The sequence below is a fragment of the Streptomyces radiopugnans genome, assembly GCF_900110735.1.
Lineage (GTDB): Bacteria > Actinomycetota > Actinomycetes > Streptomycetales > Streptomycetaceae > Streptomyces > Streptomyces radiopugnans.
The window spans coordinates 109,531-124,598 of record NZ_FOET01000001.1 but is presented as its reverse complement, the minus strand read 5'-3'; the positions used below and the strand labels follow the sequence as shown (position 1 = coordinate 124,598).

Sequence of the window (15,068 nt, the reverse complement as noted above, 5' to 3'; positions counted from 1 at the left end):
AATGCGTCCCAGGAGTCCGCCGCACGGATCCGGAACACTCCGCGCGACACTGGCTCGGCCGCCCGATAAGCCTCTATGATCGGCACATTTCCAGGGCGGACACCCCCACGACGACCACCGGCCCGCCGCCCGGGCCACCTACACGAGACGAGTCCCCCGCGGGAGCGATCGGTGAATGGACCACTCGACGGACCGGGCAGGAAACCGGGTGACAGTCCGGGCACGACGACCCCCGCCGTGACCGAGAGTGACGATTCCGCGGGCTTCCGGGCGTCCGCCTCCCCCGGCCCCCCCTCCGGCCCTCCCCTCGGCCCGGCGGACTACCGCACCGCCTTCGAGGCCGCCGGCCTCGCGATGGCGTTGATCGACGGCGAGGGGCGCGTCCTGGCCGCCAACCACGCGCTCGGCCAGCTTCTGGGCTCCCCCGCCGCCGAGCTCGCCGGCACCCCCGTCGCCGCCCTGACCGGACTCGGCATCGACGACCGGGCCCGTGACGAGTGCCAGGCCGTGCTGGAGGGGCGCAGCGACTCCATGAGCTGCACCCGCCGCCTCAAGCACGGGGACGGCCGCTCGGTGTGGGCCAGGGTCACCGTGGTGCCCACCGGCGAGCCCGCCGCACGGTCCGGGCGGCGCCGCGGCACCGCTCTGCTGTCCGTCGCCGACATCAGCGAGCGGTGCGACCTCCAGGAGCGGCTGCGCCATCTGCAGATGCACGACCCGGTCACCAGACTGCCCAACCGGTCCCTGTTCTTCGAGCGGCTGTCCACCGCGCTCGCCGAGTCCACCACCGGCCGGATCGGGCTGTGCTACCTGGACCTGGACGGCTTCAAGGCCGTCAACGACACCCTCGGCCACCGGGTGGGCGACCGTCTCCTGGACGCGGTCGCCGACCGGCTGCGCAGGTGCGCCGAGCCGGGCGGGCACCTGGTGGCGCGGCTGGGCGGCGACGAGTTCGCCCTGCTCGCCGAGGCGTCCACCGGCACCCAGCCGCTGACCGAGCTGGCCGAGCAGGTGCTCGCCGCCCTCCAGCAGCCGTTCGACCTGGACGGGCAGCGGCTGGCGGTCTCCGCGAGCATCGGGGTGGTGGAGCGGCCCGCTGCCGGGACCACCGCCACGGAGCTGATGCAGGCCGCGGACACCACGCTCTACTGGGCGAAGGCCGACGGCAAGGCCCGCTGGACGCTCTTCGACCCCGAGCGCAACGCCCACCGCATGACCCGCCAGGCGCTGTCCAGCACCCTGCGTCCGGCGCTGGAGCGCGGCGAGTTCGCGCTGGAGTACCAGCCGATCGTCTCCCTGCACGACGAGACGCTCACCGGGGTGGAGGCGCTGGTGCGCTGGCGGCACCCGAGGCTCGGCACGCTCGCCCCCAACCGGTTCATCGGTCTGGCCGAGGAGAACGGCGCCATCGTGCCGCTGGGCCGCTGGATCCTGGCCGAGTCGTGCCGCCAGGCCCGCCGCTGGCAGCTGGAGCAGCCCGGCCGGCCGCTGTACGTCAGCGTCAACGTGGCCGTGCGGCAGGTGTGGGACTCGGACCTGGTGGCCGACGTCGCGGCGATCCTGGAGGAGACGGGGCTGCCGCCGGGACTGCTCCAGCTGGAGCTGACCGAGTCGGCGGTGATGGGCTCGGCGGGACGGCCGCTGAAGGCGCTCCAGGCGCTGTCCGACATGGGGGTGCGCATCGCGATCGACGACTTCGGCACCGGCTACTCCAACCTCGCCTATCTCAGCAGGCTCCCGGTGCGCGGGCTGAAGCTGGACGGAACGTTCGTCCGCGGCTTCCGCACCGCCCGCTCCCTCAACCCGGCCGACGAGACGATCGTCACCTCGCTGGTCCAGCTCGCCCACAACCTCGGGCTGACGGTCACCGCCGAGTGCGTCGAGGGCCCGGCCCAGGCAGACCGGCTGCGGCGGATCGGCTGCGACACCGGCCAGGGCTGGCACTACTCCAAGCCGGTGCCCCCGGACCGCATCAGTCAGCTGCTGGTGACGGACGGCAGTCCGTAGGCGTCGGCGATCAGCCCGTAGCTGCGCAGCCGCGCCGGCGCCCCGTGGGACTGCGAGGTGATCATCAGCTCGTCGGCCCCGGTGCGCTTGGCCAGCGCGTCGAGACCGTCGCGCACCCGCCCGGGCGTGCCGTACACCACGTTGGCGAGCCAGCCGCGCACGAAGTCGCGCTCCAGCTCGCCCATGCCCCGCTCGTACTCCTCGGCCTCCTCGGGCGTGGGCACCAGACCGGGGCGCCCGGTGCGCAGCCGCAGCATCGACAGCGCACCGGTCATCACCTGGCGGTGCGCCTCCCTCTCCTCCTCGGCGGCCAGGGCCGAGACGCCGATCAGGGCGTACGGCTCGTCCAGCACGTCCGAGGGGCGGAAGGAGGAGCGGTACAGCTCCAGGGCGGGGAGGGTGTTGGCCGCCGAGAAGTGGTGGGCGAAGGCGAAGGGCAGGCCCAGGCTCCCGGCGAGCTGCGCGCTGAAACCGGAGGAGCCCAGCAGCCACACCGGCGGCCGGCCCGCCGGCTGCACCCCGCCGGGCACACGGCCCTGCACGGGGCCGGGGACGGCGTGGATGCGGGCGTAGGGATGGCCGTCGGGGAAGTCGTCGTCGAGGAACCTGATCAGCTCGGCCAGCTGCCGCGGGAAGTCGTCGGCCGCCTCGTGCGGCCGGTCGGTGCGGCGCAGCGCGGCGGCCGTCGCCCCGTCGGTGCCGGGGGCGCGGCCCAGGCCCAGGTCGATGCGGCCGGGGGCGAGCGCCTCCAGGGTGCCGAACTGCTCGGCGATCACCAGGGGTGCGTGGTTGGGCAGCATCACCCCGCCCGAGCCGAGGCGTATGGAGCCGGTGTGGGCCGCGAGGTGGGCCAGGATGACGGCGGGCGAGGAACTGGCCACCCCGGGCATGGAGTGGTGCTCGGCGACCCACAGCCGGTGGTAGCCCCGGCTCTCGGCCAGCTTCGCGATCTCCACGGAGGTGCGCAGGGCGTCGGTGGCGGTGCGGCCGGCGCCGACGGTGGCCAGGTCGAGTACGGACAGCGGGACGGGTGCGGTACCCCGCGCGGTGCCCCTCACCGGGTCTCCGCCGTGTCCGTCCGCCTGTCCGCCGTTCCTCGCGTCCGCGTCCTTGACCGGGTCCATCGCGGGCTGCCTCCTCGTGGTGCGTGTGCCGCGGAACGTCCGCGCCGGAAGAGCACAGCCCGCACGGCCCGCCCGTTATTCCCGCAGGAGCAGCGGTTCCGCGAGCGCCCGGCCGTCGAACAGCGCCCCCAGCGCCGGGCAGGAGACCGTGCGGTCCAGCAGGCGCAGCCCCTCCCAGACGGTGACCTGGTTGGCGGTGAGCACCGGCTTGCCCAGCACCGCCTCCAGTTCGGGGAGCCAGGCGGCGGTGTGCAGGGCGGTGTCGGGCAGCAGTACGGCCTGGGCGTCCGGATGGTCGCCCGCGCGGGCCAGCGCCAGCACCTCCTCGCGGCCCCAGGTGCCGACCTCGGCGGCGGTGACGATCCCGGCGCCGCGCACCGACACCACCTCGGCGCCCGCCGCCTTGAGGAAGGCCCTGAAGTGCTCGGCCACGTCCTCGGGGTAGGTGGCGGCGACGGCGACCCGCTCGGCCCTCAGCGCCTGTACGGCGTGGGCGAAGGCGAAGGAGGTGCTGGAGGCGGGGAGCGCGGCGGCCGAGGAGAGCTCGCGCACCTGCTCGTGCGCCCCGTCCCAGCCGAAGACGAAGCTGGCGCTGGTGCACGCCCACACCACCGCCTGGGCGCCGTGCTCGCGCAGCCGCCCGATCCCGGCCGACAGACGGGCGGTGGACCCCATCTCCAGCAGCGCGTCCACGCGGTGCGCGTCCTCGCCGATGTCGGTGTGGACCAGCGGCAGCCGGACGGAGGCGGCGACCTCGCCGAGGATCGCCTCCAGCCGGGGGTACTCGTCCTCGGCGGAGTGCCCGGGATAGAGGAAACCGACGACGTCCGCGGTCCGTTCCGCCCGCTCCACCCGTTCCGCCTCTTCCGTCCGGCCCGTCCGGTCCATCCGGTCCTCCTCTTCCTCGGTTTCCTCTGGGGTGGTCCCCTCCCCGCGGCGGTGGGGCCGCGGGGAGGGGTCACAGGAGCGGCAGTCCGCCCGGGTCGTCCGGAAAGGGCGGCGGCTCCGCGCCTTCGGCCGCCTCCGGCTCCGTCCCGGCCACCGCGGGCTCCGGCTCGCGTTCGGCCGACGGCCCGGGCACCCCCGCGGCGCTCCCCAACTCCGTTGCGCCGTCCGGGATCACGGGCGGCCCGGGCGGCAGGGACGACATGGACGCCGGGCCGCGCCGGGCCACGGGGTCGAGCAGTGCCTGGTAGGGGCCGACCGCGTCCTTGCCGATGCGGCGCAGCGCCGACCAGACGGTGACCTGGTTGGCGGAGAGCACCGGCATCCGCAGCTCCGCCTCCAACTGCGGGATCACGTCGTACGTCGGCAGGTTGGTGCAGCTGATGAACAGGGCGTCGGGCGCGTCCACCACGGCCTCGCGGGCCATGTCCACCACGTCCCGGTACGGCACCCGCCAGATCTCCCGCGTCAGCCCCAGATAGCTGCGGCCGGTGACCTCGATCCCGGCCTCGCCCAGGAAGGCCTCCAGGGAGTCGGTCACCGACCGGGTGTACGGGGTGACGACGGCGACCCGCCGCGCGCCGAGTTCCTCCAGCGCCTCCAGCAGGGCGCCCGAGGTGGTGAGGGAGGGGACCTCCCCGGAGAGTTCCATGGCCGCGCACATGGCCCTCTCCCCGCCCGTGCCGCCCACGAAGGAGCCGGACGTGCAGGCGTACGCCACCACTTCCGGCGCCACCGCGCACAGCGCCTGGACGGCCTCCCGCAGCGTCTCGTGCTCGCTGACGAGCCGGGCCAGGTCCAGGCTCACCTCGACGGGGACGAACGGAGTACGGGTCAGATGGAGGGAGACGTCGTCGGGGACCCACCGCCACAGTTCGCGGTCGAGTGCGAAGTCGAAGGGGGCGACGACACCGACTCCGCGCTGCGGATGCGGACCGCCGAGGAACGAGACATCCATGAGCACCCCTTGAAGAGGGTAGGGGCGGCCAAGGGCCGTTGACGGGGGAAAAGCCGGCGGAGGACAGCCGGGACGCCGGGACAGATGCCTTCGTTGACGAAGGTAGTTACAGGTCCCTACCGTGGTCAATCCTTCCGTCCATCCGTGCGTCCGTACGGTGCTCCGGCCCTCTTCCTGTCCGGCCCCGATACTTCCCCGCCCTCGTTGCCCCCTCGTTGCGAAACGGTTTTCCGCCCATGTCAGAAACGACTGTTCGAGCCGGCGTCCCCGTTCTCTGCGTTCTCGGTTCCCCCGGCGTTCCCGGCGGCGGCCTGCCGAACCGGCCGAATCTGGAGCGCCTCTCGGGGCGCGCCCGGGTGGAGTACGCCGACGGGGACTCGCTGGCCGCCCTGCTGCCGGTCGCGGACGTGCTGCTGGTCTGGGACTTCGCCTCCGACGCCGTACGCCGCGCCTGGCCCGGACCGGGCCGGCGGCCGGAGTGGGTGCACACCGCGAGCGCCGGGGTCGACCGGCTGCTGAGCTGTCCGGAACTGGTCGACTCGAAGACGGTGATCACAAATGCGCGGGGGGTCTTCGACCAGCCCATCGCCGAATACGTCGCAGGTCTCGTCCTGGCTTTGGCCAAGGATTTTCGCGGCAGTTGGGAATTGCAGCGGCAGCGGCGCTGGCAGCACCGGGAGACAATGCGGCTGGCCGGAACTCACGCGATTGTCGTAGGTTCGGGTCCCATCGGCCGGGCAATCGGCCGCACACTCATGGCACTGGGTGTCGAAGTGGAACTCGTGGGGCGCACGGAACGGTCCGGCGATCCGGAATTCGGCCGGATTCACGCCAGTGGAGTGCTCGGCACCCTTCTCCCCTCCGCCGACTGGGTCGTGTGCGCGGCGCCCCTGACCGAGTCGACCGCCGGGATGTTCGACGCCGCCGCCTTCGCCCGGATGAAGCCGACGGCCCGTTTCGTCAACGTCGGACGCGGAGCCCACGTGGTGCAGGAGGACCTGGTCGAGGCGCTGGTCTCGCACCGGATCGCGGCGGCGGCGCTGGACGTCTTCGCCGACGAGCCGCTGCCCTCCGGCAGTCCGCTGTGGGACGTCCCCGGCCTGCTGGTGTCACCGCACATGAGCGGCGACACCGTCGGCTGGCGCGACGACCTCGCCCGGCAGTTCTGCGACAACTTCGACCGTTGGGCGGCGGGCGAGCCCCTGTTCAACGTCGTGGACAAACAGCTCGGTTACGTCCCGGACAGGAGCGCGCCATGACCGGCCCCACCCGCCCGACCGGATCCACCGCCCCGGCCCGCCCGGCCGGCTCCGCCCGCCCGGCCGGCCCCTGCGACCTCACGTCCCTGACCGCCGCCCGGCTCGTCGAGGGCTACGCCCGCGGGGAGTTCACCCCCGTGGAGGCGGTCCGCGCCGTGCTGGAGCGGTCCGAGCACGTCCAGCCGGCGGTGAACGCGTTCGTCCGCATCGACGCCGAGGCGGCGATGGACCAGGCGCGGCGGTCCGCCGACCGGTGGCGGCGCGGGGAGCCGGCCGGCCTGCTGGACGGGGTCCCGGTGTCGGTGAAGGACATCCTGCTGCTGCGCGGCGGCCCGACGCTGCGCGGCTCGTGGACGGTCTCCGCGGACGGTCCCTGGGACGAGGACGCCCCCTCGGTGGCGCGGCTGCGCGAGCACGGGGCGGTGTTCACGGGCAAGACGACGACGCCGGAGTTCGGCTGGAAGGGCGTCACCGACAGCCCGCGGCACGGCGCGACGGGAAACCCGTACGCCCCCGGGCGCACCGCGGGCGGCTCCAGCGGCGGCAGCGCGGCCGCGGTGGCACTGGGGGCCGGTCCGCTGAGTCTGGGCACCGACGGCGGCGGCTCGGTGCGCATCCCGGCGTCCTTCTGCGGGATCTTCGCACTGAAGCCGACGTACGGGCGGGTGCCGCTGTATCCGGCCAGCGCCTACGGGACGCTCGCGCACGTCGGCCCGATGACCCGTGACGCACGGGACGCGGCGCTGCTGATGGACGTGATCACCGGCCCGGACGCCCGCGACTGGTCGCAGCTCGGGCCGGTGCCCGGCAGCTTCCGCGACGGCCTCGGCGGCGGGGTCGCCGGCCTGCGGGTGGCCTACTCCCCCGACCTCGGCGGCCGGGTGGAGGTGGACGCACAGGTGGCGGCGGCGGTGCGGCGGGCCGTGGAGGCGCTGGAGGGGCTGGGCGCGCGGGTGGAGGAGTGCGACCCGGGCCTGCCCGACTCCCTGGATGCCTTCCACACCCTGTGGTTCAGCGGCGCCGCCCGGGTGACCCAGCACCTGGACCCCGAGCGGCGCGCACTGCTGGACCCGGGCCTGCGGGAGGTGTGCGAGCAGGGTGCGGCCCACAGCGCGCTGGACTACCTGGCGGCGGTGGACGTGCGGATGTCGATGGGCCGGCTGATGGGCGCCTTCCACACGGAGTACGACCTGCTGGTCACCCCAACGCTGCCGGTCACCGCCTTCGAGCTGGGCGGGGAGGTGCCGCCGGGCTCGCCGTACACCCGCTGGACGGGCTGGACGCCGTTCACCTACCCGTTCAACATGACCCAGCAGCCCGCGGCGTCCCTGCCCTGCGGGGTGGACGGCGGCGGGCTGCCGATCGGGGTGCAGCTGGTGGGCGCGCGGCACGCGGACGCGCTGGTGCTGCGCGCCGCGCACGCGCTGTACGAGGCGGGGGCCGCCGACGTTCCGCCGCCCCCGGCGCTCGCGTCCGGTGCGGGCCGGGAGCCGGCGCCCGGCTCGGTGCCCGGTCCGGCATCCGGCCCGGTGTCCGGCCCGGTGCCTAGGCCCGCCGGAAGTTGAGGCTCTCGCCCAGGGCCCCGGCCCGCCACAGGTCCTGGCAGGCGTCGGCCATCCGGTCCAGGCCGTCCACCACCGCCCCCCACACGATCCCGGGAACCCAGCCGGCGTCGCCGTTGATCAGCAGGTTGTTGCGCTCGTAGAACAGGGCCAGGTCCACCACGGTCGGCCTGCCCCGGTGCCCCGCCTCCGCCTCGTACCCGTAGGAGGAGGTGCCGAGCTGGACGTCGGTGAAGGTGAAGTAGCACAGGTCGCCGGGGATGGGCGTGATGGTGGGGTTCTCCAGCGGCGGTTCGGCCGGGGCGAACGCCGGCAGGAGCGTGTAGATCTCGTTGCGCGCGTACTTGGCGTGGTAGACGTCACCGCCCAGCGGAAGGGCGTTCCACACCGCGTCACAGGTGACGGGCGCGCGGTCGTCGAGCAGTTTCGCCGTGCAGCTCACCCCTCGCTTGTCGAGCGATACTTCGATGAAACGGTCTGCCATTTCGGCTCCTGTCCGTCGATTTCCCTCTCAATACTGACGCAGCGGCCGGGCCCGGCCGTCAACACCGCAACGGCCGCATCAAGGGCCGGAAACGGCGGGCATATTTTTCTTTGATCGGGGTAGTGGCGCGCCCATGGCTCCACCACAAGGGAACGAGACAGGAAAAACAGGCATCGGGGAAAGCCCCGGTAACCGGACGAGACCCGCCCGGGGGATAAGCCGCCGCGCGATGCTGGCGGGTCTCGGCGCGCTGGGCGCGGCGGGCACGATCGGCGTGGCCGGATGCAGCCGGGTGCCCACCACCGGGAAGGCCGGCGAGGGCAACCTGCTGGAGCGCATCCGGGCCCAGAACACCGTGCGGGTGGGCATCGCCGGTGAGGTCCCCTACGGGTACATCAACGACCAGGGCGAACTGACCGGTGAGGCGCCGGAGATCGCGAAGGTCATCTTCAATCGGCTGGGTGTGGAGAACGTCGTCCCCGTTCCGACCGAGTTCGGTTCGCTGATTCCGGGACTCCGCTCGCAGCAGTTCGATGTGGTCTCCGCGGGCATGTACATCAATCCCCAGCGCTGCGAACAGGTGATCTTCGCCGACCCCGAGTACGTGATGCTCGACGCGTTCATCGTCCCGAAGGGAAATCCCAAGGGGCTGAACACCTACGAGGACATCGTCCGGACGGGCGCCAAGATGGCGACCGGCACCGCCTACGCCGAGATCGACTACGCGGTCGCCGCCGGTGTCCCCCGCGACGAGATGCTGATCCTGCCCGACCAGGTCGCCGGACTGGCCGCCGTCGAGCAGGGCCGGGCGGACGTCTTCGCCGGCACCTCGCTGACCGTCCGCCTGGTGGTGGAGGGCAGCGACCGGGCCGAGTCCACCGAGCCCTTCCAGCCCATGGTGGACGGCGAGCCGGCCATCGGCGCGGGCGGCTTCGCCTTCAGGCCGAGTTCCACGGTGCTGCGGGACGCGTTCAACCGGGAGCTGCGCCGGCTCAAGGAGAGCGGTGAGCTGCTGGAGATCATGCGGCCCTTCGGTTTCACCGAGGACGAGATGACCGACCTGACCGCGAAGGAGCTGTGCGCGTCATGACCTGGGGCCTGTGGGAGTCCTACATGCTGCCCGGCATCTGGATCACCATCCAGGTGACGGTGTACAGCGCCGCGCTGGCCGCGGCCGTCTCCTTCGTCATCGGAGTCCTGCGGACCTCCCCGCTGTGGATCGTCCGCTTCCTGTCCGGCGCCTACTTCGAGATCTTCCGCGGAGCCTCGGCGCTGGTGTTCATGTTCTGGCTGTTCTTCGCGCTGCCGATCGCCTTCGGCTGGCAGCTCGTCCCGATGTGGGCGGGCGTGCTGGCGCTGGGCCTGACCTACGGCGCGTACGGCTCGGAGGTCGTACGCGGCGCGCTGGCCGCGGTCTCCCCGGCCCAGCGCGAGGCGGGCATCGCGCTGAGCTTCACCCGTATGCAGCGGCTGCGGCGCATCGAACTGCCCCAGGCGTGGCCGGAGATGGTCCCGCCCTTCAACAACCTCGCCATCGAGCTGCTGAAGGGCACCGCGCTGGTCTCGGTCATCAGCGTGGCCGACATGACCTTCGCGGCGAACCTGATCCGCTTCACCACCAACGAGAGCGCGCCGATCTACACGCTCCTGCTGGTGATGTACTTCGTGCTCGCCTTCCTCATCACCCGCGCCATGCGGCTGGTGGAGCGGAAGGCCAAGGCGGGCATCGGGCAGGCGCCGCCGCCGGGCACCGGGCTGCTGGGCGGTCTGCGCCGCCGGACGAAGACCGCCGACCCCGTCACCGGGACGGCCACCGCGGGCACCCCGGGGGGTAAGCAGTGAACTGGAACTGGGACATCGTCGCGGACTTCATGCCGCGCTTCTGGGACGGGGTGCTCGTCACCCTCCAGGCGCTGGTGCTGGGGTCCCTGCTGGCCTTCACCCTCGGTCTGGTGTGGGCCGTCGCACAGCGCTCCCCCAGGGCGTGGATCCGGACGCCGGTGACCGCGGTCACCGAGTTCATCCGCAACACCCCGCTGCTGGTACAGCTGTTCTTCCTCTTCTACGTGGTGCCCGAGTGGGGGCCGGCCATGTCCCCGCTGATGACGGGCGTGATCGGCCTCGGCCTGCACTACTCGACCTACACCGCCGAGGTCTACCGGGCCGGCATCGACGGTGTGCCCAAGGGGCAGTGGGAGGCGGCCACCGCGCTCAGCCTGCCGCCGGTGCGCACCTGGACGGCCGTGATCCTGCCGCAGGCGATCCGCCGCGTGGTGCCCGCGCTGGGCAACTACGTCATCGCCATGCTGAAGGACTCGCCGCTGATCGCGATCATCGGGGCCTTCGAGATGCTCGGCGAGGCGCGCGCCTACGGTTCCGAGACCTTCCGGTTCCTGGAGCCGATCACCGTCGTCGGCATCGCCTTCATCGTCATCGCCTACCCGGCTTCCCTCCTCATCCGAGCCCTGGAGCGTCGTCTTGTCCGCTGACACCCCGCGTGAGAACGCCACCACGAGCACTGCCGCGGACGGCCGCGAACTGATCCGCTTCGACAAGGTGACCAAGCGCTTCGGCGACCACGTCGTCCTGGACCAGCTGGAGTTCAGCGTCTCCGCCGGAAAGCACGTCACCCTCATCGGCCCCTCCGGATCGGGCAAGACCACGATCCTGCGGCTGCTGATGACCCTGCTCAGGCCCGACGAGGGCACCATCACCGTCGACGGCGACTACCTCACCCACCAGGAGAAGGGCGGCAGGCTCGTCCCCGCCGGGGAGAAGCACGTCCGCGAGGTGCGCAAGAAGATCGGCATGGTCTTCCAGCAGTTCAACCTCTTCCCCAACATGAAGGTGCTGCGCAACGTCACCGAGGCGCCCGTCCACGTACTGGGCATGGGCAAGGACGAGGCCGAGCAGCGGGCGCGCGAGCTGCTGGAGATGGTGGGGCTGACCGAGCACGTCGACAAGTACCCCACCCAGCTCTCCGGCGGCCAGCAGCAGCGCGTGGCCATCGCCCGCGCGCTGGCCATGCGGCCCAAGGTGCTGCTGCTGGACGAGGTCACCTCCGCGCTCGACCCGGAGCTGGTCGCCGGGGTGCTGGACGTCCTGCGGGACATCGCGCACACCACCGACATCACCATGCTGGTGGTCACCCACGAGATGAACTTCGCCCGCGACATCTCCGACGATGTGCTGATGTTCAACGAGGGCAAGGTGATCGAGTCCGGCCCGCCGGAGAAGATCTTCAACGACCCCGACCACGAGCGCACCAGGGAGTTCCTGAGCGCGATCCTCTGACGGCGCGGCACCGCGCCCGGCCCTCCCGCCCGTCCGCCTTCGAACATGTTTCGGGAAGCGGGCGGAGGGCCAGTGTTCTGTGCGGGGACGGCGTACGGCCGCCGGCCGCCCCGCACCCGAAGACCCGGTGACCCTCGGGCGGGTGTCGCACCGCGAGCGGTCACCCGCCCGAGGGGGCACCGTGACACTGCTGCACTCACCCGGGGATCCCTGCCCCGAGCCGTTCCCGAAGCGTCTCCCGGCCCCGGAGCACCACCCGCCCGCACAGCCCGTACGGTCCGCGCCCGGCTCCGTACGCCCTCCCTCGGTGCGGCACGCCCTGCGCGTCCTGGAGGCGGTCGCGGGAGACCACGACGGCGTGGACGAGGTGCGGCTGGCCGCCCGGACGGGGCTGCCGCCCGCGCGGCTGGCCGGTCTGCTGCGGACACTGCTGCGCGAGGGGTACGTCGAGCGGCTGGGCGACGGCTCGTACGTGGCGGGCGAGGCAATGGTCCTGCTCGGCGGCACGGGCGCGGGCGGCCGGGAGCGGGCCCTGCGCGAGCGGCTGTGGCGGACGCTGGCCCGGCTGCGGGACTCCATCGGCGCGGCGGTCTACCTCGGCCGCTACCGCGACGGCGAGGTGGAGATCGTCGGATACGCGGACGGCCCGCGCCACCCCGCTCCGCCCGAGCGTCCGGACTTCCGCTCCGCCGGGCACGCCACCGCGCTGGGCAAGTGCCTGCTCGGCCAGCTCGACCACGACGCGCGCCGGGACCACCTCTCCCGGCACCGGGCCGTCCGGCTGACTCCGCGCACGATCACCGACGAGCGGGTGCTGCTGAGCCTCCTGGAACGGCAGCCGCCGACCGTACCGGTCCTGGACCTGCAGGAGTACGAGGTCGGCTCGGTCTGCGCGGCCGTGCCGGTGACCGCGGGATCGGCCGTCGGCTCCCTGGGGGTGTGCCTGCCGGTCGAGGAGACCCACCGGCTGCGGAGGGCCGCCGAGGCGCTGAGCGAGCAGGCCGCCGGGGTGCTGCTCCCGCTGTCCCTGTGAGCCCGCCCCGGGCAGGCCGAGGGGCAGGTCGAGGGACAGGCCGGCGGGCAGGTCACCGGGCACCCGGCCGGCCACGTCGGGCGCGTGGTCGGGAGCACCTCGGGGAGCGGGTAGTATTGTCCACGACAGCGCGCTCCACGAGGCCCCCTCCATGAGTTCTCCGGAGTCGCTGCCCGCAGGCGCCGCTAGCTCAGTTGGTTAGAGCAGCTGACTCTTAATCAGCGGGTCCGGGGTTCGAGTCCCTGGCGGCGTACCGAAGACGCGGGGCCCCTCGCGCGATGCGAGGGGCCCCGCGTCATTCGCGTCCCGACCAGTGGAACGACAGCTTCACGCACTCCGACGCCCTCGACGCCTCCACGATCTCCGCGTTGGGCATGTCGTTGGAGCGGACCCACTCCCGGGCCTCCCCGGCGGTGCGGCCTCCCGCCAGCCGGCGCTCCACCAGCCTGCGGCGGCGCTCCTCCCGGTCGGCCTCCACGTACCACAGCTCGTCGATCGACTCCCGCGCGTCCGGCCAGCCGGGCAGGTCGCAGGCCAGGTAGTTCCCCTCCGTCACCACCAGCCGGACCCCGGGGCGCACCACATGGCGGGCCGCGACCGGCTCGTCCAGGGTCCGGTCGAAGTCGGGCACGTAGACGTCGTGGTCCGGCTCGAGGACCAGGCGCCGCAGCAGGGCGGCGTACCCGTGGACGTCGAAGGTGGGGGGCGAGCCCTTGCGGGCGGCCAGGCCCAGCCGGTCCAGCTGGGCGTTGGAGAGGTGGAAGCCGTCCAGCGGGACGTACGCCGCCGCGTCCGCCCCGTACCGCTCCCGCAACCCCTCCACCAGGGCCTCGGCCAGGGTGGACTTGCCCGCGCCGGGCGACCCCGCCAGGCCGAGCACGGCCCGCCTCCCCTCCGCGCGGGCCGTCAGCCGCCATGCCAGGTCCATCAGCTCACCGGTTCGCATGACCGGGAACCTAGCCGCCCCGCGCCCCCGCGCGGGAGACCGCACCCGTCGCGGGGCCCTGCCGTGCCGCCTGCCGCGCCGCCCGGGCACGGCAGGCGGCACGGCAGGGCCCGGCGACGGCCTGGACGGAGCACCCCGCGGTGTCGGGTATGCTGGTTTCCGCAGTTCGGCACCGGTCGGCGCACTCCGTGCGGACCACCGCCCCTGCGGGCGCCGCTAGCTCAGTTGGTTAGAGCAGCTGACTCTTAATCAGCGGGTCCGGGGTTCGAGTCCCTGGCGGCGCACCCCTCGATCCGGGCCCCACCGCTCTCCGCGGTGGGGCCCGGACGCTTTTCCCGGCGCGTTCCCGGGGAGCCGCGCCCGTCCGCCCGGCCCCTTCCGCACCCGCTCCTCAGTCGATGCCCCGGCAGATGTGCGGCTCGCACTCGTCGTCGTCGCCGTCCCCGGCGAGGCGCAGCAGCGGGGGCGGTGAGATCGTCAGCTCGTCGAGGGCCCGCGTCGCGGCGGGCGGGTCGTCGGCTTCCGGTTCAGCTGTGTCATACATGGCGGGGCGGCAGCCTTCCGTTTCCTGGGGGATCTCGGTGCCCGAGTACCGCGTCTCCTCTCTCCTCAATCCCGGGCGGACGGTGAACACAACCGGTTTCGGCCGGAGGTTCACCCCGGTGACGACAACGACCGGGCCGGACGGCGGTTGCGCACGGGACCGCCGTCCGGACCGGCCCGCTCAGCCCGCCCGGCCCGCGCCCTCCGCCCGGCCGGTGTCCGTCCCGGTTCCGGTGCGGACACCGGTCAGGTACGCCGAGACCACCAGGTTGGCCGTGTAGGAGCCGCTGGCCCGGTCGAAGGCGCCGGTGCAGGTGATCAGCCGGAGTTCGGCGCGTCCGGGGCGGCGGGCGCCGTAGACCTCGTGCGGGTCGAAGTCGGCCCGCTCGGCGGTCGCGACGTCCTCGACGGTGAACTCCGCGGTCCTGCCGTCGGCGCGCGCGACGCGTATCCGGTCCCCGGGGCGCACCGAGGGCAGGCGGTGGAAGACCGCCCGGCCGGTGTCGGTGTCCAGATGGCCCACCAGCAGCGCCACCCCCTCCGCGCCGGGCGCCGGGCCGTCGGCGTACCAGCCGACGGTGTCGGGGGCGTCCATCGGCGGAGGCTCCACGGCACCCTCGCGGTCGAGCCCCCGCTCGATGATCCGCGCGTGGACGCCGGCGGTGTCGATGTCGATGCGCCGGGGTTCGGCGCCGGGCAGCGGCGCGTGGCCGGATCCGCCGCCCCGCGCCCGGTCGGACGCCGGGGCCCCCGCCCGCGCCGGATCCGGCGGCGGGGCGGCGAGGTCGGTCAGCTCCCTCCCCCACAGCCACAGTCCGAGCAGCAGCACCGCCCACACCGCTCCCGCCGCCAGCCGGGAGGCGCAGCCCGTGCGCGGCTCCCCGCCCGGGATGTCGTCGTACACGGCCGTCGC

General features: G+C 73.2%; 15 protein-coding genes and 2 tRNA genes. 10 read left to right on the top strand and 7 right to left on the bottom strand.

Annotated features, from left to right (window positions below; translation table 11 throughout):
* The first annotated feature begins 237 nt into the window (after positions 1 to 237).
* On the top strand, positions 238 to 2,007 hold the full coding sequence (locus tag BMY40_RS00540) for a putative bifunctional diguanylate cyclase/phosphodiesterase (RefSeq protein WP_425443044.1): 1,770 nt from the start codon (positions 238 to 240) through the stop codon (positions 2,005 to 2,007).
* Here BMY40_RS00540 and BMY40_RS00535 read toward each other — a convergent pair.
* From BMY40_RS00535 to BMY40_RS00525, 3 genes are all read right to left on the bottom strand, one after another.
* The gene (locus BMY40_RS00535) at positions 1,977 to 3,131 is read right to left on the bottom strand and encodes an LLM class flavin-dependent oxidoreductase (RefSeq protein WP_093654203.1); all 1,155 of its coding nucleotides are present in this window, start codon (positions 3,129 to 3,131) and stop codon (positions 1,977 to 1,979) included. The genes BMY40_RS00540 and BMY40_RS00535 overlap by 31 nt on opposite strands.
* Positions 3,132 to 3,206: 75 nt before the next feature.
* The gene (locus BMY40_RS00530; protein ID WP_177213817.1) at positions 3,207 to 4,019 is read right to left on the bottom strand and encodes a maleate cis-trans isomerase family protein; all 813 of its coding nucleotides are present in this window, start codon (positions 4,017 to 4,019) and stop codon (positions 3,207 to 3,209) included.
* Between the two features lie 70 nt (positions 4,020 to 4,089).
* A complete protein-coding gene (locus BMY40_RS00525) occupies positions 4,090 to 5,034 on the bottom strand; it encodes a maleate cis-trans isomerase family protein (RefSeq protein WP_093654201.1) in 945 nt (314 codons plus the stop codon).
* Between the two features lie 236 nt (positions 5,035 to 5,270).
* On the opposite strand from BMY40_RS00525, the gene BMY40_RS00520 reads away from it, so the two are divergent.
* Positions 5,271 to 6,293, top strand: coding sequence for a D-2-hydroxyacid dehydrogenase (locus tag BMY40_RS00520; RefSeq protein ID WP_093654199.1), 1,023 nt, complete (start codon positions 5,271 to 5,273; stop codon positions 6,291 to 6,293).
* Positions 6,290 to 7,858, top strand: coding sequence for an amidase (locus BMY40_RS00515; protein WP_093654197.1), 1,569 nt, complete (start codon positions 6,290 to 6,292; stop codon positions 7,856 to 7,858). The genes BMY40_RS00520 and BMY40_RS00515 overlap by 4 nt, the downstream gene beginning before the upstream one ends.
* On the opposite strand, the gene BMY40_RS00510 is transcribed toward BMY40_RS00515, so the two are convergent.
* Complete coding sequence (locus BMY40_RS00510; RefSeq protein WP_093654195.1) at positions 7,839 to 8,339, bottom strand: DUF3830 family protein; 501 nt, start codon at positions 8,337 to 8,339, stop codon at positions 7,839 to 7,841. The two genes, BMY40_RS00515 and BMY40_RS00510, sit on opposite strands and share 20 nt — an antisense overlap.
* A gap of 133 nt (positions 8,340 to 8,472) precedes the next feature.
* Here BMY40_RS00510 and ehuB point away from each other — a divergent pair, with 133 nt between their 5' ends.
* The 6 genes from ehuB to BMY40_RS00480 all read left to right on the top strand — a co-directional run bounded on the left by ehuB (position 8,473) and on the right by BMY40_RS00480 (position 12,919).
* Entirely contained in the window at positions 8,473 to 9,429 is a 957-nt protein-coding gene (gene ehuB, locus BMY40_RS00505; RefSeq protein WP_093654193.1) for an ectoine/hydroxyectoine ABC transporter substrate-binding protein EhuB, read from the top strand.
* Positions 9,426 to 10,181, top strand: coding sequence for an ectoine/hydroxyectoine ABC transporter permease subunit EhuC (gene ehuC, locus BMY40_RS00500; protein ID WP_093654191.1), 756 nt, complete (start codon positions 9,426 to 9,428; stop codon positions 10,179 to 10,181). Before ehuB ends, ehuC begins: the two co-directional genes overlap by 4 nt.
* Positions 10,178 to 10,828 (top strand): ectoine/hydroxyectoine ABC transporter permease subunit EhuD, encoded by a 651-nt coding sequence (gene ehuD / locus BMY40_RS00495; RefSeq protein WP_093654189.1) that lies wholly within the window; start codon positions 10,178 to 10,180, stop codon positions 10,826 to 10,828. Before ehuC ends, ehuD begins: the two co-directional genes overlap by 4 nt.
* Positions 10,818 to 11,633 carry an ectoine/hydroxyectoine ABC transporter ATP-binding protein EhuA gene (gene ehuA, locus BMY40_RS00490; protein WP_093654187.1) on the top strand — a complete coding sequence of 272 codons (816 nt, stop codon included), beginning with the start codon at positions 10,818 to 10,820 and terminating at the stop codon, positions 11,631 to 11,633. The genes ehuD and ehuA overlap by 11 nt, the downstream gene beginning before the upstream one ends.
* Positions 11,634 to 11,940: 307 nt before the next feature.
* Positions 11,941 to 12,666 (top strand): IclR family transcriptional regulator, encoded by a 726-nt coding sequence (locus BMY40_RS00485; RefSeq protein ID WP_093654185.1) that lies wholly within the window; start codon positions 11,941 to 11,943, stop codon positions 12,664 to 12,666.
* Between the two features lie 179 nt (positions 12,667 to 12,845).
* Positions 12,846 to 12,919 (top strand) — tRNA-Lys (locus BMY40_RS00480).
* A gap of 42 nt (positions 12,920 to 12,961) precedes the next feature.
* Here BMY40_RS00480 and BMY40_RS00475 read toward each other — a convergent pair.
* The gene (locus BMY40_RS00475; protein ID WP_093654183.1) at positions 12,962 to 13,612 is read right to left on the bottom strand and encodes a nucleoside/nucleotide kinase family protein; all 651 of its coding nucleotides are present in this window, start codon (positions 13,610 to 13,612) and stop codon (positions 12,962 to 12,964) included.
* 210 nt (positions 13,613 to 13,822) lie between these two features.
* Between BMY40_RS00475 and BMY40_RS00470 the strand changes: the two genes are divergently transcribed.
* Positions 13,823 to 13,896, top strand: a tRNA-Lys gene (locus tag BMY40_RS00470).
* A 107-nt stretch (positions 13,897 to 14,003) separates the two neighbouring features.
* Here the strand turns inward: BMY40_RS00470 and BMY40_RS27825 are convergent.
* Together BMY40_RS27825 and BMY40_RS28365 are read right to left on the bottom strand one after the other, a co-directional pair.
* A complete protein-coding gene (locus tag BMY40_RS27825; protein ID WP_177213816.1) occupies positions 14,004 to 14,156 on the bottom strand; it encodes a hypothetical protein in 153 nt (50 codons plus the stop codon).
* 180 nt (positions 14,157 to 14,336) lie between these two features.
* Entirely contained in the window at positions 14,337 to 15,059 is a 723-nt protein-coding gene (locus BMY40_RS28365) for a class F sortase (protein WP_245769763.1), read from the bottom strand.
* Between the last annotated feature and the right edge of the window lie 9 nt (positions 15,060 to 15,068).

Excerpts from the sequence above, each read along its gene's own strand:
- BMY40_RS00535 (WP_093654203.1), bottom strand. The coding sequence starts at position 3,131 with ATGGACCCGGTCAAGGACGCGGACGCGAGGAACGGCGGACAGGCGGAC.
- BMY40_RS00530 (WP_177213817.1), bottom strand. The coding sequence starts at position 4,019 with ATGGACCGGACGGGCCGGACGGAAGAGGCGGAACGGGTGGAGCGGGCG.
- BMY40_RS00525 (WP_093654201.1), bottom strand. The coding sequence starts at position 5,034 with ATGGATGTCTCGTTCCTCGGCGGTCCGCATCCGCAGCGCGGAGTCGGT.
- BMY40_RS00520 (WP_093654199.1), top strand. The coding sequence starts at position 5,271 with ATGTCAGAAACGACTGTTCGAGCCGGCGTCCCCGTTCTCTGCGTTCTC.
- BMY40_RS00515 (WP_093654197.1), top strand. The coding sequence starts at position 6,290 with ATGACCGGCCCCACCCGCCCGACCGGATCCACCGCCCCGGCCCGCCCG.
- BMY40_RS00510 (WP_093654195.1), bottom strand. The coding sequence starts at position 8,339 with ATGGCAGACCGTTTCATCGAAGTATCGCTCGACAAGCGAGGGGTGAGC.
- ehuB (WP_093654193.1), top strand. The coding sequence starts at position 8,473 with ATGGCTCCACCACAAGGGAACGAGACAGGAAAAACAGGCATCGGGGAA.
- ehuC (WP_093654191.1), top strand. The coding sequence starts at position 9,426 with ATGACCTGGGGCCTGTGGGAGTCCTACATGCTGCCCGGCATCTGGATC.
- BMY40_RS00475 (WP_093654183.1), bottom strand. The coding sequence starts at position 13,612 with ATGCGAACCGGTGAGCTGATGGACCTGGCATGGCGGCTGACGGCCCGC.
- BMY40_RS27825 (WP_177213816.1), bottom strand. The coding sequence starts at position 14,156 with ATGTATGACACAGCTGAACCGGAAGCCGACGACCCGCCCGCCGCGACG.